15 protein-coding genes and 1 pseudogene are annotated in these 19,310 nt (G+C 72.8%); 6 read left to right on the top strand and 10 right to left on the bottom strand.

The genetic code is table 11. The annotated features are described in order from the left end of the window. Positions 1-201: 201 nt before the first annotated feature. Together OHS33_RS15250 and OHS33_RS15255 are read right to left on the bottom strand one after the other, a co-directional pair. The gene (locus OHS33_RS15250; protein ID WP_330330943.1) at positions 202-1,734 is read right to left on the bottom strand and encodes an MFS transporter; all 1,533 of its coding nucleotides are present in this window, start codon (positions 1,732-1,734) and stop codon (positions 202-204) included. A 110-nt stretch (positions 1,735-1,844) separates the two neighbouring features. Beyond that, positions 1,845-2,525: a TetR/AcrR family transcriptional regulator gene (locus OHS33_RS15255; protein ID WP_330335066.1), complete on the bottom strand. Its 681-nt coding sequence runs from the start codon at positions 2,523-2,525 to the stop codon at positions 1,845-1,847. 356 nt (positions 2,526-2,881) lie between these two features. Here OHS33_RS15255 and OHS33_RS15260 point away from each other — a divergent pair, with 356 nt between their 5' ends. After that, positions 2,882-4,159, top strand: coding sequence for a M6 family metalloprotease domain-containing protein (locus OHS33_RS15260; RefSeq protein ID WP_330330944.1), 1,278 nt, complete (start codon positions 2,882-2,884; stop codon positions 4,157-4,159). A gap of 564 nt (positions 4,160-4,723) precedes the next feature. Next, positions 4,724-5,920, top strand: a complete 1,197-nt coding sequence (locus OHS33_RS15265; RefSeq protein ID WP_330330945.1) for a serine hydrolase domain-containing protein — start codon at positions 4,724-4,726, stop codon at positions 5,918-5,920. A gap of 24 nt (positions 5,921-5,944) precedes the next feature. On the opposite strand, the gene OHS33_RS15270 is transcribed toward OHS33_RS15265, so the two are convergent. The 3 genes and pseudogenes from OHS33_RS15270 to OHS33_RS15280 form a co-directional block, all read right to left on the bottom strand. Continuing rightward, positions 5,945-7,087 (bottom strand): XdhC family protein, encoded by a 1,143-nt coding sequence (locus OHS33_RS15270; protein WP_330330946.1) that lies wholly within the window; start codon positions 7,085-7,087, stop codon positions 5,945-5,947. A 146-nt stretch (positions 7,088-7,233) separates the two neighbouring features. After that, a complete protein-coding gene (locus tag OHS33_RS15275; RefSeq protein WP_330330947.1) occupies positions 7,234-7,683 on the bottom strand; it encodes a hypothetical protein in 450 nt (149 codons plus the stop codon). Positions 7,684-7,803: 120 nt separating this feature from the next. Further along, positions 7,804-7,959: pseudogene (locus OHS33_RS15280) on the bottom strand (IS200/IS605 family transposase); the annotation flags it as partial. A gap of 77 nt (positions 7,960-8,036) precedes the next feature. Between OHS33_RS15280 and OHS33_RS15285 the strand changes: the two are divergent. Then, a complete protein-coding gene (locus tag OHS33_RS15285; protein ID WP_330330948.1) occupies positions 8,037-9,209 on the top strand; it encodes an RNA-guided endonuclease InsQ/TnpB family protein in 1,173 nt (390 codons plus the stop codon). Positions 9,210-9,407: 198 nt separating this feature from the next. Here the strand turns inward: OHS33_RS15285 and OHS33_RS15290 are convergent, their stop codons facing one another. Then, positions 9,408-9,605 (bottom strand): hypothetical protein, encoded by a 198-nt coding sequence (locus OHS33_RS15290; RefSeq protein WP_330330949.1) that lies wholly within the window; start codon positions 9,603-9,605, stop codon positions 9,408-9,410. Between the two features lie 414 nt (positions 9,606-10,019). On the opposite strand from OHS33_RS15290, the gene OHS33_RS15295 reads away from it, so the two are divergent. Next, complete coding sequence (locus tag OHS33_RS15295; RefSeq protein WP_330330950.1) at positions 10,020-11,105, top strand: hypothetical protein; 1,086 nt, start codon at positions 10,020-10,022, stop codon at positions 11,103-11,105. On the opposite strand, the gene OHS33_RS15300 is transcribed toward OHS33_RS15295, so the two are convergent. Continuing rightward, on the bottom strand, positions 11,091-13,223 hold the full coding sequence (locus OHS33_RS15300; RefSeq protein ID WP_330330951.1) for a tetratricopeptide repeat protein: 2,133 nt from the start codon (positions 13,221-13,223) through the stop codon (positions 11,091-11,093). The two genes, OHS33_RS15295 and OHS33_RS15300, sit on opposite strands and share 15 nt — an antisense overlap. A 493-nt stretch (positions 13,224-13,716) precedes the next feature. On the opposite strand from OHS33_RS15300, the gene OHS33_RS15305 reads away from it, so the two are divergent. Continuing rightward, positions 13,717-15,432 carry a hypothetical protein gene (locus OHS33_RS15305; protein ID WP_330330952.1) on the top strand — a complete coding sequence of 572 codons (1,716 nt, stop codon included), beginning with the start codon at positions 13,717-13,719 and terminating at the stop codon, positions 15,430-15,432. Here the strand turns inward: OHS33_RS15305 and OHS33_RS15310 are convergent. Further along, positions 15,415-17,538 carry a hypothetical protein gene (locus OHS33_RS15310; protein WP_330330953.1) on the bottom strand — a complete coding sequence of 708 codons (2,124 nt, stop codon included), beginning with the start codon at positions 17,536-17,538 and terminating at the stop codon, positions 15,415-15,417. The two genes, OHS33_RS15305 and OHS33_RS15310, sit on opposite strands and share 18 nt — an antisense overlap. Positions 17,539-17,622: 84 nt before the next feature. On the opposite strand from OHS33_RS15310, the gene OHS33_RS15315 reads away from it, so the two are divergent. Next, positions 17,623-18,363 (top strand): tyrosine-protein phosphatase, encoded by a 741-nt coding sequence (locus OHS33_RS15315; RefSeq protein WP_330330954.1) that lies wholly within the window; start codon positions 17,623-17,625, stop codon positions 18,361-18,363. A 14-nt stretch (positions 18,364-18,377) separates the two neighbouring features. On the opposite strand, the gene OHS33_RS15320 is transcribed toward OHS33_RS15315, so the two are convergent. Both OHS33_RS15320 and OHS33_RS15325 read right to left on the bottom strand, forming a co-directional pair. Then, positions 18,378-18,671, bottom strand: coding sequence for a hypothetical protein (locus OHS33_RS15320; protein WP_330330955.1), 294 nt, complete (start codon positions 18,669-18,671; stop codon positions 18,378-18,380). Then, entirely contained in the window at positions 18,668-19,303 is a 636-nt protein-coding gene (locus OHS33_RS15325; protein ID WP_330330956.1) for a sigma-70 family RNA polymerase sigma factor, read from the bottom strand. The genes OHS33_RS15320 and OHS33_RS15325 overlap by 4 nt, the downstream gene beginning before the upstream one ends. Positions 19,304-19,310: the final 7 nt, after the last annotated feature.

The raw sequence follows: 19,310 nt of genomic DNA on the forward strand, positions 1-19,310 counted from the left end.
GGCGGTGCCGCTCACGACTGCTCTCCTCCCCTCAAGACGGCTCGCGAGGGGTTCTGGTTGCCTGCGCGGATGACCGTATTGCCGGAAACGTGAAGACCCCGTAAGCGCGAAGACCCCCGTCGCGTTCGCACTCGAACGCGACGGGGGTCTTCCGTCATTCCGTCACTCCGTCATTCCGCCATCCCGCGGTCGGGCCCCGGGTCAGTGCGCGATGACCGGGATCCGGTTCTCGGCGTCCGCATCCGCGCCCGCACCGCTGGCCGTGGCCCCGGTGTCGGGACGGCCCGTGTTGATCAGGGTCAGCGCGATGAGCGAGCTGGCGACCAGGATGCCGACCGCCCACCAGATCGCCGAGGAGTAGCCATCGACCATCGCGCGGGCCTGCACCAGCTTCGCAGCGGCGCCGCCACCGGCCGCCTCGGCGGCGTGCGCGGTCAGGTAGGCCGTGGTGGCGGAGGCGGCGATCGTGTTCAGCAGCGCGGTGCCGATGGCGCCGCCGACCTGCTGCGAGGTGTTGACCATCGCGGAGGCCACACCGGCGTCGGCCGGGTTCACCCGGTACGTCGCCAGCGACATCGCCGGCATGAACGCCGAGCCCATGCCCAGACCCAGCAGCAGCTGCGCCGGGAGGATCAGCGCGGGGTAGGAGGAGTCCACCTTCAGCTGGGTCAGCAGGAGCATGCCGGAGGCGGCGACCAGGAAGCCGGGGCCCATCAGCAGGCGCGGCGGAACCCGGGTCATCAGGCGGGCGCCGATCTGGGTGGAGCCCGTGATCATGCCGACGATCATCGGCAGGAAGGCGAAGCCGGTCTCGACGGGCGAGAAGTGCTTCACGGCCTGGAGGTAGTACGTCAGGAAGAGGAACAGGCCGAACATCGCGATGACGGCCAGACCCAGCGAGAGGTACACACCGCCGCGGTTGCGGTCCATCACGACGCGCAGCGGCAGCAGCGGGGACTTCACCTTCGACTCGACGAGGACGAAGGCGCCCAGCAGCACGGCCGAGCCGACGAACAGGCCCAGGGTCAGCGGGTCGGTCCAGCCGTGCGCCTCCGGGCGGGTGAAGCCGTACACGAGGGCGACGAGACCGAGGGTGGACAGGACCACGCCCGGGATGTCGAGCGCGGAGCGGTTGCGGGTGCCGGCGGGCTCGCGGATGACCAGCCAGGCGCCGACGGCCGCGACGACCGCGAACGGGATGTTGACGAAGAAGGTCCAGCGCCAGTTCAGGTACTCGGTGAGGAAGCCGCCGAGGATCAGGCCGACGGCGCCGCCGCCGCCCGCGATCGCACCGTAGATGCCGAAGGCCTTGGCCCGCTCCTTGGCGTCGGTGAACATCACCGCGAGGAGGGAGAGCGCGGCGGGCGCGAGCAGCGCGCCGAAGGCACCCTGCAGGGCACGAGCGCCCAGCATCATCGCCTCGCCGTTCGCGGCGCCGCCCAGCGCGGAGGCCAGGGCGAAGCCGATCAGACCGACGATGAAGGCGTTCTTGCGGCCCCACAGGTCGGCGATCCGGCCGCCGAAGAGGAGGAGTCCGCCGAAGGCGAGGGCGTAGGCGGTGATGACCCACTGGCGGTTGCCGTCGGAGATCCCGAGGTCCAGCTGGGCGGACGGCAGGGCGATGTTCACGATGGTCGCGTCGAGGACGACCATCAGCTGCGCCAGGGCTATGAAGACCAGCGCCCGCCAGCGACTGGGGTCAGCCTGCGGCAGGCTCGCGGCTGTTTTTGACATGGGGGTACCCACTTCACGGTGCGAAATGACTTAAATGAGCGGAATGAGGTGAATCGCGCGAATCAGGCGAATCAGGTGAATGACTATTTTTGATGACTGCTCGTGCGGCGTCACATGGTTTTCTGCCTCAGGTCTTCGAGCGTGGCCGGGGAACCCGGCAGCCCGGAGCGGCCCGGAGCCCGCAACCCGTCCAGGAACAGCTGGAGATGGCGGTGGGCGAAGCTGTCCGCGTCGAGGCAGACGATGCCCGGCAGCGGGCGGCTGAGCTGGGAGAGCGCGATCATCAGATCGCCTGCGGCGATGTCGGTGCGCACCAGTCCGGCGCGCTGCCCGGCGGCCAGCAGTTTCTCCACGGCCTCACCCAACGCGTCGCGCGCGGCGAGGAGTTCGGGGTTCTCGCGGTCGAAGTCCCCCGCGAGCATGGGACACAGGGCGCCGATCCGCTCGTCGGCGGCGGCGTGCGTGAAGTGGCAGAGGGCGTCGAAGGCATCGAAGGCGTCGATGACGCCGTCTCCGTCCGCCGTCGCGGCGGCGAGGGCGTCCTCGGCGTGGGCGGCGACCCGGTCCATGACGAAGAGCACCACCCGGTGGACGAGGTCCGCCCGCTCGGGGAAGTGCCGGTAGAGGGTGGCGTTGCCGATGCCCGCGCGGCGCGCGATCTCGTCCAGCGGGGCGTGCGCCCCGAACTCGACGAACATCTCGCGGGCCGCCAGCAGGATCCGCTCGCGGTTGCGCACGGCGTCCGCGCGCGGGCGCGGCACCCGCTCCCCGGCGGCCTCCGACAGGTCCAGCGGGGCGGCCGGGGCCACGAGCTCCGCGGGCGGGGTGCTCGACGAACGCTTCACTCCTGGCCTCCCTGATGTCCGTACCGCCTGCCACTGCGGCAACTGCGGCGACTACGCCGATTGCTTCGCTTGCCTGGCCGCCATAACCGGGGAGGCAGTCCCCGCTTACGTCGACTCACATGCAAACGGGGATTCGGTCCCCGGTTATTTCACCCTCCCGTGTGACCTGGGTCACATCAATGCGGGGTCCCGGTGCCCGGATGGCCGCTCCCGGCGCGCGGGCGCGCCGCACCCGTCGGAGGGTGATCGCACAGAGCGCAGACCGGACCCGGCCGGCTGCCGCGGACCCGAAGGCGCTCTCCATGCCGCAGATCCGCCACCGGATACGCACACCCCGCCGCGCCAGCGCCTACATCGGCCTCACCGTGCTCGCCATCGGCATCACGGCGACCGCCGGGGTCGGCATATCCAGCCGGACGCACACCGCGGCCGGCCCCGTGGCCGCGTCCAACGAATCGGTCCTCGCGCCCTGCCGGATCTCCGGCGCCATGGGCGTGCAGATGTCCGAGGGGCTGCCGACCGCACCCGGGTACTCGCGCTCGACCGGCGAGGTCCGCGCGCTCAACCTGATGATCGACTTCCCGGACGCCAAGGGCGAGGGCCCGGCCCTGGACCGGCTGTCCGAGTTCTTCCCGCAGACCTCCGACTGGTTCCGCACCAGCTCGTACAGGCGGCTCACCTACAAGCCCGAGGCCCCGATACGCACCTGGCTGCGGATGCCGATGCCGTTCTCGGCGTACGGCATCGAGCGCGGATCCGCCTACGAGCCCGGCTACCGCCAGCTCGTCGAGCACATAGCCCGGGCCGCCGACGCCCAGGTGGACTTCAGCCGGTACGACCTGATCAACATCCTGGTCACGCCGAACGCCGGGCCGTCCGCCCTCGACACGGTGCTCTCGGTGACCTTCTCCGGCAACGGCGAGGCGCCGATGGCCGACGGCGTGCCGCTCGCGAACACGTCCTTCGTCTACAGCCGCCAGGACGACGGCTCCGGCTCGTACCGCGAGACCGGCTACCGGGTGCTCCCGCACGAGAACGGCCACGTCTTCGGGCTCCCCGACCTCTACACCCAGGACGGCGGGGGCTCCGTCGGCCACTGGGACATCATGAGCGAGGACTGGGGCTCCAACAACGACCTGCTGGGCTGGCACAAGTGGAAGCTCGGCTGGCTGGACACGAGCCAGATCAGCTGCGCCGCGAAGTCCGGAACCAGCGACCACATCCTGTCGCCGCTCGCCGTCGAGGGCGGTACGAAGCTGGCCTTCGTGCCGACCTCGGACAGTGCCGGGTATGCCGTGGAGGTGCGGACGAAGGCCGGGAACGACGAGGCCGTCTGCAAACCCGGGGTCCTCATCTACAAGGTGGACTCCCAGGTGGACACCGGCCGCGGCCCGGTCACGGTCGCCGACAGCACGGCGGGCAGCGGCGGCTGTACCCGGCGGTCCAATGTGCACGGCGAACTCTCCGACGCGCCCTACAAGCCGGGCGAGACCTTCACCGACAAGGCGGCGGGCATCAGCATCTCGGTGGTCGGCGAACTCCGCACCGGCAACTACCAGGTCCGCATCACCCGGCCGTAGCGGTGCCGACCCCGCGGGAGGGGCCCCGGGAGGAGGTACCGGCCTGGCCTCTCGGCCTGGCCTCTCGGCCTGGCTCGTCCCTGGGCCTCCCTGGGCGCAGCCAATCCCAGCCCCTCCCGGGCCGCCCTGGCGCAGCCAAACCCAGCCCCTCCCGGGCCGCCCTGGCGCAGCCAAACCCAGCCCCTCCCGGGCCGCCCTGGCGCAGCCAAACCCAGCCCCTCCCGGGCCGCCCTGGCGCAGCCAAACCCAGCCCCTCCCGGGCCGCCCTGGCGCAGCCAAACCCAGCCCCTCCCGGGCCGCCCTGGCGCAGCCAAACCCAGCCTCGCCGGCGTTTGAGGCGCCCCCGGAGGGTCCACCGAGCCGCAGGCCCCCACTGGACCGGCGGACCCACGGGCTGGGGCTTGGGGGCCGGGTGCGGCTCTCCTGCCCTCCGGGGGCGCCTCAAACGCCGGCGAGGCTGAGATGCCGCCCAGTGGCGGTGGTGGAAGGCGCTGCCGCGCGGGCCTCCGGGGGCGGGGCTACGGTGAGGGTGTTGATTTGGCCGTCGGCCATCGGGAGGCCCGCATGGTTGCCCGACCGCGACTGCGACTGGCCTGCGTGAGCGCCGCCGCCGCGGGGCTGCTCATCGTCCCGGTGGCGGTGACGGGACCCGCGTACGCCGCCCCCGCGGCCACCGCCACTCCCCCGCCGGACCCCGGTACGGACGTCGCCGCCCGGCTGGACGCGGCCGTGCGACAGACCATGCGGGAGACCGGGACCCCCGGTGTGATCGTGGGCCTGTGGGTCCCGGGCAAGAGCAGCTACGTACGCGCCTTCGGCGTCGCCGACACGGCGACCCGCGCACCCATGACCCCCGGCCTCCTCATGCGCATCGGCAGCGAGACCAAGACCTTCACGGTCACCGCCCTGCTGCGCCTGGTCGACCAGGGCAAGGCCCGCCTGGACGACCCCATCGGCAGGTACATCGACGGCGTGCCGAACGGCGACCGCATCACCCTGCGCGAACTGGCCGGCATGCGCAGCGGGCTGTTCAACTACAGCGAGGACGCGGACTTCAACAAGGCGCTCGACACCGGGCCCCGCGACCCCTTCACGCCGCGCCAGTTGCTCGGCTACGCCTTCACGCACCCCGTGAACTTCCCGCCGGGTGCGCGGTTCGAGTACTCCAACACCAATCTGATCCTGCTCGGGCTGGTTGTGGAGAAGATCACCGGGCGTCCGCTGCACGAGGTGATCGCCAGGGACGTCCTGGAACCGGCCGGGCTGCACCACACCCTCTTCCCGACCGGCGCCGAGTTCCCCGAGCCGCACGCGCACGGCTACACCGCCCAGACGGCCTCGGGCAAGATCGTGGACGCGACCGGCTGGAACCCGTCCTGGAGCTGGGCCGCGGGCGCGATGGTCTCCGACCTCCAGGACCTGCGCGGCTGGGCCCGCACCCTCGCCACCGGCACGCTGCTGACCCCCGCCACCCAGGCCGAGCGGCTGAAGACCACCCCGACCGGCATTCCCGGCGCGGGCTACGGGCTGGGCATCTTCGACGTCCAGGGCTGGATCGGCCACAACGGCTCCATCCCGGGGTACGAGAGCCTGACCGTCTACCTCCCGCAGGCGCGCGCGACCCTGGTCGTCCTCCTCAACACCGATGTCCTGCACGACGGCAAGGAGCCGAGCGCGTTCTTCGGCGAGGCCGTGACCCGCATCGCGACCCCCGACCACGTGTACCCCGGCCACCTGCCGTCCGCGCCCAAGAGCGGCTGAGGGCCCCTCCCCCTGCCCCCGCCGTCAGGCGATCCGGGCCACCGGGACCGGAGCCGTGTCGTGGTGGATCGGGGTGTGGGCTCCGGTGAGCGAACGCCCGCTGCCGCCGCGGCGGCTGGCGACGATCTCGGCGGCGATGGACAGGGCCGTCTCCTCCGGGGAGCGGGCGCCGAGGTCCAGGCCGATGGGCGAGCGCAGCCGGGCGAGTTCCATCTCGGTGACGCCGACCTCGCGCAGCCGCGCGTTGCGGTCCTCGTGCGTGCGCCGCGATCCCATCGCGCCGACATAGGCGACCGGAAGCTTCAGGGCCAGTTCGAGGAGCGGTACGTCGAACTTGGCATCGTGCGTCAGCACGCACAGGACCGTACGGGCATCCACCGGGGTGTCGGCGAGGTAGCGGTGCGGCCAGTCCACCACGATCTCATCGGCCTCAGGGAAACGATTCTTCGTGGCGAACACCGGCCGCGCGTCGCACACCGTCACCTCGTAGCCGAGGAACTTGCCCACCCGCACCAGGGCGGAGGCGAAGTCGATGGCGCCGAACACGATCATCCGCGGCGGCGGCACGCTCGACTCCACCAGCAGCCGCACCGGCCGCCCGCAGCGGGCCCCGTCGGCGCCGATCTCCAGGACCCCCGTCCGGCCCCCGTCGAGCATCGCCCGGGCCTCGGCCAGCGCGGTCGCGTCCAGCCCGGGATGCCCGCCGAGCGTGCCCTCGTACGAACCGTCCGCACGCACCAGCAACGGGCACCCCAGCAGCCCGTCCGGCCCCTCGGTGATCCGCGCGACGGCCGCCGCCTCGCCCCGGGCGGCCGCCGCGAGCGCGGCGGCGAACACCGCGCGCGAGGCGCTGCCCACGAGCACCGGAGTGACCAGGATGTCGATGACTCCACCGCAGGTCAGGCCGACCGCGAAGGCGTCGTCGTCGCTGTACCCGAAGCGTTCGCGGAAGGCCTCGCCGTCTTCGATCGCCTGGCGGCACAGCTCGTAGACGGCGCCTTCGACACACCCTCCGGAGACCGACCCGACGGCCTCGCCGCCGCGGTCCACGGCGAGCGCCGCGCCCGGCTGCCGGGGCGCGCTGCCGCCCACGGCCACCACCGTGGCGACGGCGAAATCACGCCCTTGCCCGACCCACCGGTGCAACTCGTCGGCGATGTCCAGCATGCTCGGTCTCCGGTCTGCCGTCGGCGGTCGGCGGTTGTCTGGGTGCGGGGCCAGGCCCTTCACCTTCCAACAGCTCCGGCACTTCCGCGAGGAATTGACCGCCATCGCCCACGACTTCGCCACTTCCGGCCAACCCGTGATCCGGGTTACGGGCGGCGACCGGGGGGCGGGGGCCCGCCCTGGGTGATGGTCAGGCCGTCGATGGTGTGACCCTGCACCACCGTCCCGCCATGGACTCCGCCGCGCACGGTGTTCTTCACGTTCACCGTGGTCCCGGCAGGCGCCTGCGGGGCGATCTCGTCCATCAGCGCGCGCAGTTCGGCCGCCGCGGCCGGGTCGGCGGCCAGTACCCGGCGGAGCCGGTTGCGCCACTCCGTCTCGATATCGGCGGCGAAGTCCTCGTCCTGCCCGTCGAGGGCGGTACGCAACTCCTCGCGGGAGGCCTCCAGTTCGGCCCCGGCCGCCTCGGGGTCCCGGCCGCCGCGCCCGAAGAAGCGGGCGAGCCGCCCGCTCACCTGGGTCCAGGCCTCCGAGGCCATCAGGTTCACCAATGTGGTCGCGCCCGACACTGCCAGGGCCGTCAGCTCCGGTTCCATCCCACCAAGCTATCCGAGTTCTTGCGCAGTACTCCGCCCTTCAGGGCGGAGGTGAAGCACATCCTTGGCCCGGAGGTGCGAAGCGCCGGAGATCGCTTCGCTTCTGCCGTGAAGGTCAGTTCATGCGGGCCGGTTCTGCTGCTCGATGTACTGACGGACGATTGAGAGCGGAGCTCCGCCGACTGATCCGGCGAAGTAGGAGCCGGACCAGAGCCTTTGCGTCCGCCAGTAGTGGCGGACCACTTCTGGATACTCCTGACGGAGTCTGCGTGAGCTGCAAGTGGGTGTCCAGGAGAAATGCGCAGTGCCTACCAGTACGGATGTTCGCATAGTCATCGATAAACCACATATGTATGGTGATCGGCATGAAGCTCAGGTACCAGTTCCGTGCGTACCCGAGCGTCCCGCAGAGGATCGAGCTTGCGAGGGCGTTCGGATGCGCCCGCGTCGTGTGGAATGACGCGTTGCGCATCCGTCAGGACGCCTACAAGAAGGATGGTTCGTCTCCCTCGATCGTGGGCTTGGCCAAGCAGCTCATCACCGAGGCCAGGAAAACGGAGGAGAGGGCATGGCTGGCCGACGTGTCGGCGGTCGTACTCCAGTCCTCCCTGCGGGATCTCCAGACGGCTTACAGCAACTTCTTCGCGTCGAAGAAGGGCACCCGTAAGGGCCCGAAGATGGGGCCGCCGCGCTTCAAGAAGAAGACCAGCCGTCAGTCCGTGAGGTTCACCAAAGCCGCCCGCTTCTCCATCACCGGCGAGGGCAGACTCCGTCTCCCCAAGATCGGTGATGTGGAAGTCCGCTGGTCGAGGCGGCTTCCCTCCGATCCGTCGTCCGTGACGGTGATCAAGGATTCGGCCGGACGGTTCTTCGTATCGTTCGTCGTCGAAGCCGAGGAGAAGCCGCTCCCCGAGCTGGACGTGGAGGACACGGATACCGGCATCGATCTGGGTCTGTCCACGTATGCGGTCCTGCGGGGCCGAAAGATCAACACGCCGAAGTTCTTCCGCCGTCAGGAGAAGAAGCTCCGGCGTGCCCAGCGCAAGCTTTCTCGTTGTGAGAAGGGTTCCGGCAACCGGCGAAAGGCCAAGCTGGCCGTAGCGAAGATCCATGCACGCGTCGCTGACCAGCGACGCGATTTCATCGAGCAGGAAACCACCCGCATCACGCGCGAGAGCCAAGCCGTGTACGTGGAAGACCTGAACGTGAAGGCCATGGGCCATCGCAAGGGCAAGCGAGCCAAGTCCGTACACGATCAAGCCCTGGGGCAGTTCACCCGCACCTTGGAAGCCAAGTGCGCCCGCTATGGGCGGACGTTCGTGAAGGTGTCCCGCTGGTTCCCCAGCACCCAACTGTGCTCCGCTCCCGGATGCGGTGCCCTCACCGGCCCCAGAGGGCTCGAAGGGCTCAAGATCCGCCGCTGGACATGCGACTGCGGAGCCGTGCACGACCGGGACGAAAACGCTGAGACCAATCTCCGGCGTGAAGGACGACGCATCGTGGCCGAGGGACTCCCGGACACGTAAAACGCCTGCGGAGCCTGTGCAAGACCCGGCACGCCGGGCAACGGGCGATGAAACAGGAACCACCTACGACCACCGCTCAACAGCGGCGGCCCGGTGGGAATCTCCCCCGTTCATGGGGGAGAGAGAGTCAACCGTAAGCTGAGCGCGGCAACGGTGGATCACGAAAGCGGGTGGGATGCGGGTGCGGGTGCGCGTGGATCAGCAGCCGTCCGCGCGGTCCTGGCGGTCGTGGGGGACGGTGCCCGTCGAGCGCACGGTCCTGGGCGTCATCCACAACGTCACGTCCGCGACCCGGCTGCTGGACCTCCTCGCGGTGTTCGAGGGGGACCCGCGCGTGGCGGTGGTGTTCACCTGCACCGGGTCCTCGGCCTTCGGGAACGGGATCGCGGAGTTCATCGCCGATCACGAACTGAATTTCCTGCCGTGGGAACAGGCGCGGGACCGGGGCGATGAATTCCAGCTGGCGCTGAGCACCAGCCGGGGCGGACCGCTGGAAGAAATAATCGCCCCGCTCATTGGCTGCGCCCACGGCGCTGGCTACAATAAAAAGCTCAGCAAGAATCCGGAATCCGGAATCCGGAATCCGGAATCCGGAATCCGGAATCCGGAGCCGGGGCGGAGGCCGGTGCCGACTCCGCGGCCGAGGCCGGGCCCGGCTCCGCGGCCTTCGGCCTGTCGGCCGAATGGCTCCTGCACGACGGTCTCCCCATCCCCTCCGCCATCGCGCTCTCCCATGACGAACAGCTGGACCGCCTGCGCGACGGCTGCCCCGAAGCCTTCCCCCGCGCCCGCGTCATCGGTGACCCGGTCATGGACGAACTCCGCGTCTCGGCGGCCTTCCGCCGGGAATACCGGACCGCGCTCGGCATACGGCCGGAACAGAAACTCCTCCTGATCACCTCCACCTGGGGCGAGAATTCCGTCCTCGGGGCGTCCTTCGAACTCATCGGACGCGCGCTCGCCGAATTGCCGCAGGACGAATTCCGGGTGATCGCCGCCGTCCACCCCAATGCCTGGTACGAGCACGGCGGCCACCAGATCCACGAGTGGCTCGGCGCGTCCCTGCGCGCCGGGCTGATCCTGCCGCACCCCGCCGGGCCCACCTGGAAGGCCGCGCTCTGCGCCGCCGACGCCTACATCGGCGATCACGGGAGCCTCTCCCTCTACGCGGCCGCCCTCGGCCTGCCCGGTCTGCTGGCCGCCTTCGACGAGGGCGCCGTCGCCACCGACTCTCCCATGGACTGGCTGGGCCGACGCCTCCCCCGGGTCGCCGGGGACCGGCCGCTGGAGCCCCAACTCGCCCGCGCCGTACGCCTCCCCGACGCCGCCGGGCGGATCACCTCGCGCCCCGGCGAGTCCCTGGGCCTGCTGCGCGGCCTCTGCTACGAGCACCTGAAGCTCGCCGAACCGGCCGCGCCCTGTCCGCCCCGTCCGGTGCCGCTGCCCGCGCCGCCCGCCGCGCCGCGCTCCCCGCTGGCCCCGGCCCGGTTCGTGGACGCCCGGCTCACGGACACCGGACCGGGCGCGGTGGTGACCGTACGCCGCTACCCCGCCGAGGTGCAGGGGCGCATCCAGTCGCACCTGGGCGAGGACGCGCACGTGGTGGCGGACGAGGCAGAGACCGATCCGCGCTGGCGGCACATCGCCGAGGTGCTGCTGGCCCGCGGCTCCGCGCCCGACGACCTGTTCGCCCGCCACCCGGCCTGCGCGGTGGTCGTCACGGACGACGGCGTGCTGTCCCTGCGCGACGGGCGCCGGTACGCCGTGCGGGGCCCGGACCCGGAGGCGGCCGCCTCCGCCGTCCTGGCCCTGCTCGCCGAAGACCGGGACCCCGAGGGCGAGTTCACCCTCCGCACCGGCGGCGCCGACGCACCGCTTTCCCTACGCCTCGGCTAGTCCGGCCAGCCGGATCCGGGCCTCCTCCGCCCGTACGCTGCCCAGCGCGCCGTACAGCTCCAGGGCGGCCCGCCAGTCGGCGCGCGCGGCCTCCGGGCCACCGCTCGACTCCGCGTGTACGTCGCCCCGTACGAGCAGCGCGTCGGCATGGTCCAGGCCCCCGGCGCTCGCCCCCTCCGCGAGGTACGCGAGGGCCTCGGCCAGTGGTTCCAGCGCCTGCTCCGGCGCGCCCGCGGCCAGCCGGGCGGCGGCGTAACGGACCCTCGCCTTGGCCATGTTGTGCGGATCGGGCGGGTCCAGCTCACCGAATCCGCGCAGGGCGGCCAGCAGTTGCTCAGCCGCCCGCTCATGCAGCCCGGCCAGGCTCGCCGCGCGCCCCTGGTGGTACTCCAGCAGCGCCCGGCCGCGCGGGTGCGCGAGGTCGCCGAGGGCGGTCAGCGCCTCGGCGTAGCGGGCCAGCGCCCGCGCCGGATCGCCCTGCCGTTCGGCGACCTGGCCGAGCCCTTCGAGCGCCGAGGACTCGGTGCGCGCGTGCCCGATCCGCCGGGCGCTCTCGCGGGCCTTGTCGTACTGTTCGCGCGCCTCCTCCAGGTCCCCGGCCGAGCCCCGGTCGAGGAGGGCGAAGGCCAGCTCGAAGTGCATGCGGGCCAGCGGCAGGCCGCCGAGCCGGTCGGCGGCCGCCAGCGCGATCCGGTTCACGCGCAGCCACAGGCTCTGGTGGCCGCGCCGGAAGAAGAACCCGTGCAGCGCCTCGGCCAGCTGGCAGACGGTCTCGGGCCGGTCCCGGCACAGCTCGGCGAGGGCGACGAGATTGGTCCGGTCGGCTTCGAGCGCGTCGAGCGCCTCCTTCTGCCCGCCCGTGAACACCCCGCCCAGCGCGGCCGGTTCGGCGAAGAGGGGCCCGTACCGCCAGCGCCCGGACACGAGCAGCTCCGCGGCGGCGGCCCGGCGCAGGTACCAGTCGGTGAGCACCCGGACGCCGTCCGCGCGCTCCGCCCGGCCGCGCTCACGGGCGTAGGCGTGCAGGACGCCGTTCATCCGGGACCGCCCGGGCGCGGACCGCTCCAGCAGCCCGGCGTCGTGCAGCCGCGCCCGCACCCCCGGCCCGGCCAGCGCATCGACCAGCCCGTCCGCGAACTCGGCGGTCGGATGCGCCCCGAGCCGGCGCAGGCCGGCCCGGCCCGCCTCGTCGAGCGCCTCGTACGACACGTCGATGAACCGGCGGGCGGCCTCGCCGTCCTCGGGCAGATCCGGCACGTCGAACGCCTCCAGGATCGAATCCCGCTCGGCCAGCCGCCGCGCGAGCCCGGCGACCCCGTCGAGATACGGGTCGGCGGCCTGGGCCGCCGCGAGGTGGAGCACGTACGGCAGCCCGGCCGCGGCCGCGATCACCGCGTGAAAGGCCTCGTCGGAGGCCTCGTCGGGCGGTACGTCGGCCCCCGCGGCGGCGGCGAACAGCTCGCGGCACGCCCCCTCGTCCAGCTCGGCGACGGTCAGCCGGGCCACCGGCGCCACCTCGGGCGATCCGAGCCTGCGCAGCAGGTTCCGGCTGGTCACGAGCAGCATGCTCGCGGGATGCCCGGGCAGCAGGTGGGGCAGCACCTGCCCCGGGGTCACGACCCCGTCGAGCACGACGAGACACGGCTGGTCGGCGGTCCGGCTCCGGAACCGCGCGGCCAGCGCGGGGAGCGTGGCGGGCATCTCCCCGCGCAGGGTGCCGAGCGCGCTGAGGAACGCCTCCAGTACGGCGGCGGGATCGGCCGGCCCGAGCCCGCCCCCGGGATTCATGTCGGCGTAGAACACCCCGCCGGGGAACTCGGCGGTCCGCTCCGGACCCCGGGCCCAGTACACGCTGACGGCGCTCTTGCCGGTCCCGGGCCCGCCGCCGACGTGCACGACCAGCGGCGCGCGGCGGCCGCCCCTGGTCGCGGACAGCTCGTCGAGCCGGGCCCGCAGGGCCTCCCGGTCGACGAACGTGTCGGGGGCGAAGGGCAGCATGAGGGGAGCGGCAGCCTCGGGCACGTTCACATGCTGCGTCACGGTCACGTTGACACCCTGGATCAACGTGCCGTGGACCGCGCCCGCGCTGGTGTTGTTGACCGTTTCCACCGAATCCACAGGGCGGAGTGTGGCAGGGACCGGGCCCGGAGGGAGGCCTTCCGAGCCAGTTTGGCCGGTAACGTAGGGAGGGTTGACCGACTGTCAGATCACCTGATCCCCTCCCGGAAGGTTCGCCCCACCCCTTGACATCCGCCCCTTCCACCGACGATCAGGCGACCCGCGACCCGCGACCCGCGACCCGCGACCCGCGACCCGCGACCCGCGACCCGCGCAGCCATAAAAGCCCCGCCGGCGTTTGAGGCGCCCCCGGAGGGCAGCGCGACGCGCACCCGGACACGCACCCCCGCACCCCCACTCCCGCCCCCGCCCCCGCCCCCGCGCGCCGGTACCCGCGAACGGACCCCACCCCACGTAACTTTTCGGGGTGCCCATGCACGCTAGCCACCCGAAGCCGGGCTCGTGGCCGGGATCAGGACCGGGATCAGGACCGGGGCCGGGGCCGAACCCCGGGCCGGGGCCCACCAGCCCGGCCCACCCCCTCCGCGTCCCCGTGGGCTCGCACGGCCCGGCCGACACCACCCGCTGGCGCACCTTCCCCGGCGGCAAGACCCTGGTCGTCGCCGCCCGCACGGTCACCTCCACCGTCCGCGTCCTGGAGTCCCTGCCCGCCCTGCTCCGCGACGACCCCCGCATCGACGTCGTCTACGCCCACGACCCCACCTCGGCCTTCGGCGACGGCGTCCTCGACCTCCTCCACGACACCGGCGCCCGCGTCATGCCCTGGGAGCAGCTCGGCACGCTCACTCCGCCCCCGGACCTGATCCTGAGCGCCAGCGAGAACATCGATGTACCCGAGGGCACCTGCCCCGTCCTGGTCCTCCCGCACGGCATCGGCTTCCAGAAGTACGTCCCCGATTCCCGTTCCGCCGACGACCGGCTCTCCGGCCTCGTGCCCGACCGGCTCCTTGAGGCCGGCCGCGCCTGGCTGGCCGTCTCGCACCCGGACCAGGCGGAGCAACTGCACGCCCACCGCCCCAAGACCGCCGGTCACACCCTCCTCGTGGGCGATCCCTGCTACGACGAGCTGCGCGCGGCCCTCCCCCACGCGGCCGCCTACCGCCGGGCCCTCGACCTCCCCGGCACCGCCCGTCTGGTGGTCCTCAGCTCCACCTGGTCCCAGAACTCCCTGCTCGGCCGGGATCCCGGCCTGCCGGCCCGACTGCTCGCCTCCCTCCCGTACGACGAGTTCCGCGTGGCCGCGATCACGCACCCCAACATCTGGGCCGGGCACGGCGGTTCGGAGATCCGCCGCAGGCTCGCGGCCGCGCGGGAGGCGGGCCTGCTGCTGGTGCCGCCGGTGCACGCCTGGCGCTCGGTGCTCCCGGTGGCGGACCTGGTGATCGGGGACCACGGCTCGGTGACCTTGTACGGAGCCGCCCTCGGCAGACCCGTCCTCCTCGGGGCGTTCGGCGCGGAGTCCGTCCCCGGCACGGCGGCCGCCGCCCTCGGCGCCCGCGCGCCCCGCCTGGATCCGGCGGGGGACCTCCTGGCCCAGGTGCGGGCCGCGCTGGCCGGGGCGTCCGGACACGCCCCCGGACCGGGCCCCGCCGCCGACCCCGGATCCGGCCCCTACGCCGACCTGGCGGACCTGGCCTTCGACAGCCCGGGCGCGTCCCTGGCCCGGCTGCGCACCGCCGTGTACCGGCTGCTGGACCTGCCCGAGCCGCCCACCGCCGCGCCCGTGGCCCGCGCGCCCCGGCCCGAACCCGGGCCTCCGGCCGCGCCGGTCACCTCGTGGCGGGTCTCCGCCTCGCTCTCCGCCGCGCTCTCCGACGGGGGCGAGGTGCACGTGGTCCGTATTCCGGCGGCGGTCGCGGACCTCGTGGACCGCGCCCCGGGTGCGCATCTGGCCTGCCGGGACGACGAACCCGACCCTTACCTCACCGACAGTGCCTCCGTGCACCTGCACCGGCTCCCGGTCCGCGTCACGCGCACCCTGCGGGACACCCTCGACCGCCATCCCGGCAGTCTGCTCGCCGCCGCGCCGCGGGTCGGCGGGGGCTTCCTGGTGGCGGTGCGGGACGGCCGCGTCTTCGAGGCGGCCCCGACGGGGCGGCTGCCGGACGCGGGCATCGCGGCCGCCGTGGTGCACGCCCTGCTGGAGGCCGGTACGCCGCCGGAGCGGGACACGCTCCTCACCGTCCGTTTCGCCGGCCCAGCGGGCTCGGCAGGCTCGGAGGACCTGGCCCTACGCCTGCTCTCGTAGCCTCCGCTCGACCACGGCCACCTCCGGGCTGCCCGCGTCCCGGTGGATCTCCAGAGCCCGCTCCAGGTGGGACCGTACGACCGTCTTGTCCGTCCCCACCTCCTCCCCCAGATCGGCGAGCGCGATCCGCGCCGCCGCCTCGTAGTGCAGCGCCTCCCGCGCCCGCAGCTCCCCGGCGGCCTCGGTCAACTCGCGTTCGGCATCGGCGACTTCACCGAGATGCCAGTGCGCGAGGCCGAGTGCGAGCCGGGCCCGGGCGGCCATCCGCGCGTCATCGCGGGCGAGCAGTTCCCCGCGCGCCTCCCGCAGCGTGGCGAGCGCCTCGGCGTGCGCGCCCCGGGCGTCCTGCGCGCACCCGAGGAAGTACCGCGCGATGGCCACGCCCCGAGGCTCCCCGCCCGCCTCGTTGAGCCGGATGGACTCCCGGTAGGCGCTCTCGGCCCGCGCGGGGTCGTGCAGGTCCCAGTACCGCCCGGTGAACTCCTGTACGGACGCGGCGAGTACGACGTTCCCCGCCACCTGGGCGCACGCGGCGGCCGTCTCCAGTGCGGCGCGCGCGGCCCCGTACTCCCCCAGGTCCATCAGCGGCCGCGACAGCAGGCTCCGCAGCCGCGCCTCGGCGGCGGGCTCGACGCACCGCGCGGCCGCGGCCGCTCCCAGCTCCAGCGACTCGCGCCAGGCGCCGAGGTGGCGGTGGTGCAGGAACAGCACGGTGAAGGCCTCCGCCAGCGGCCACACGAGCGGCGCCAGCCCCTCTTCGGCGCTCGCCGCCCGCAGCACGTCGAGGATGTTCCGGCGCTCGGCTTCGAGCCAGTCGAGGGGGACGATCTCGCCGAAGGGGTCCGGTGCGGCGGACAGCACCTCCCGGAGGTCGGCGATCCGCAGCCGGTCGGCCCGTACGGCCCGGTCGGCGAGGGCGGTGAGCACGAGGTAGTGCACGGTGGCGGCCCGGACCACCTCGGCGCGCCGCCCGGCGGGCTCCTCGGCCTCGGCGCGGGCGCGGGCGTGCAGGCGTACGAGCCCGTGGAACCGGTGGCGCCCGTCGCCGGTCCCTTCGAGCAGCCGGGCCCCGTCGAGCACGTCGAGCAGTTCCGCGGCCGTATCGGCGTCCACCCCGGCGACGGCGGCGACGACCCCCGCGTCGAAACTCGGCCCGGGCAGCCAGCCGGCCAGCCGGTAGACACGGGCGGCCCCGGCGGGCAGCTCCTCGTAGGCGAGATCGAACACAGCACTCACGGAGTCCCCCTGGCGGCCGTCGGTGATGACCCCCAGCCTTCCCCGTTCGTCGGCGAGTTCACCGGCCAGCCTGGCCAGGGTCACGCGCCGCGACCCGTGGAAGCGGGCCGCGAGCACCTCCAGCGCCTTCGGCAGCCCACCGCACCATTCGACGAGCCGCTCGGCCGCCGCCCGCTCCCCTGCCACGGCGTCGGCCCCGCACCACTCCGCGAGCAGTTCCACCCCGGCCTCGACGGACAGGCCGGACATCCCGACGAACTCGACCCGGTCCATGCCCAGTTCGGGAATCAACCGCGCACTGGTGGCGAGCAGCCCGCTGCCCTCCCCGCGCGGCACGAGGGACCGCACGTGCGCGGCATCCGTCACGTTCTCGCAGACCACCAGCAGCCGCCGCGAGGCCGACATGCTCCGGAACCACTTGACCCGCTCGGCCAGCGTCTTCGGCATCACGGCGTCGGCCACCCCGAGCGACGCGAGGCACTGGCGCACCGCCTCGGACACATCGGCCCCGCCCCGCACCCCGCGCAGCGCGTCGAAGTCGACGTAGATCTGACCGCCGGGATACCGCGCCCCCGCGCGCCCCAGCTCGGCGGAGTACGAGACCAGCGCGCTCTTCCCGATCCCCCCGAGCCCGTGCACGAGCCACACCCGCACCCCGTCGCCGCCGCCGGGCCCGAGCCGCTCCAGCTCCGCGCGCCGGTTCACGAACCGGTGCCGCAGGGCGGGCACCTCGTCGGGCACCACCCCGGGCCCGCCGCTCACCACGGGGGGCACCTGAAAGGTGATCCCCCCGTTGATCACACCGGCCTGCACGACCACCCCGTACGCGTCCCCCACAGAGTTGCGCACGCCGCCACCCGCGTCATCCATGCCCCCACCCTAGGACCAGTGCCCCGAGTAGCCTGCGCACTTGATCCACAAAGACTTGATCCACAAGGCCACGGGGAGACGCGCATGGACCAGGCACAGGAACGGCACATCCACTTCGAGCGGCTGCACAACTTCCGCGATCTGGGCGGCTACCGCACCGCCGACGGGCGCACCCTGGCCTGGGGGCGGCTCTACCGCGCCGACTCGCTCGGCAAGCTCGCCGGGGACGACTGGAAGCGGTTCCTCGGCCTCGGCATCAGCACCGTCATCGACCTGCGCTACCCGTGGGAGATCGCCGCCAAGGGCCGCGTGCCCGAGGCGGAGCGCTTCACCTACGCCAACCTCAGCATCGAGCACCGCCCTTACGACCAGGCCGAGATCGACCCGGACACCGACCCCTGGCGCCATCTCGCCGACCGCTTCGCCGAGGTCACGGAGGACGGCGTCGTCGAGATCCGCCGGGCCATCGAGCTGATCGCCGACGGCCCGGGCCCGGCCGTCTTCCACTGCGCCTCGGGCAAGGACCGTACGGGCCTGATCGCGGCCCTCGTCCTCACCCTGCTCGGCGTCCCCGAGGAGCAGATCCTCGCCGACTTCGCCCTCACCGAGCTGGCCACCGACCGGCTCGTCGAGGACTGGCGCGCCGCCCACCCCGGCCGCACCCTGAAGTGGCCCTCCTACGGCCGCGCGCCCGCCGAGATCATGGCGCTGGTCTTCGCCGACCTGACCGCCCGCCACGGCTCGGTGCACGCCTACCTCACCGACCGCGTCGGCATCACCGCGGCCACCATCACCGCCCTGCGCGCCCGGCTGCTGGCGGCGTAGGGAGGTACGGCCGTTCACCGTCCGGCGCCGACCTCCGGGGCCGGGTTCGCGGGGGTGCCGTTGGTGAAGATGACGTGCGTGTCCGGCGAGGCGTTGGAGAGGGTCATCAGGCCGATCGCGCAGACGATGCCGACGACGAGGAGCACCAGGGCCGCGACGACGCAGCGGCGGCGGTACTCCCGGCGGCGCCAGCGGGCCTGTTCCTTGCGGTACGAGGTCGTCGAGCCGTCCGGCACCGCTGCGGCGAGGTCGCTCAGTACGCTGCGCAGCAGGTCTTCCGTGTCCGCCGTGTCCGTTTCCGTGCTCACAAGGCCGCTCCCTTCATCACGCTCGTCAGCTTCGCCATGCCCCTGGCCGTGTGTGACTTCACGGCTCCGACGGAGATCTTCATCGTCTCGGCGATCTCGGTTTCCTTGAGGTCCAGCCAGTATTTCAGCACCAGGGCCTGCCGCTGCCGGGAGGACAGCGTACGCAGCGCAGCGACGAGTTCGCGCTGGTCCTGGTGGAGGAGCACCTGCTGCTCGGCGGAGCGGACCAGGTCTTCCGGCACCTGGTGGGTGTGCCGCCGGACGACCCTGATGCGGCGGATGCGCATCCGGGTCAGGTTGCAGACGATGGAGCGGAGGTAGCTCGCCGCGGCCTCGGGCGTCTGCAGCTTCGCCCACCGGCAGTGCAGTTGGTAGAACGCCTCCGAGACGAGGTCCTCTGCGTCCTGTTCGGCGCCGAGCAGCACGGCGAGGCGCAGCAGCCGGGCGTAGTGCTGGTCGAAGAGGTGGGCGATCGCCGCGTCCCGGTCGGCGTCGCGCAGGTCGAGGGTGGCGCCCTCGTCGAGCGCCGGGAGCGGGGCGAGGGGCGCGGGCGCGCCGTCCCGGGGCGGCGCCGCGGGCGCCGCTTCGTGGGACCGGAGCGGGGTGCTATGTCGTGGCAGGAGCGGTTTCACTGGTGGG

This window comes from Streptomyces sp. NBC_00536, from assembly GCF_036346295.1.
GTDB lineage: Bacteria > Actinomycetota > Actinomycetes > Streptomycetales > Streptomycetaceae > Streptomyces.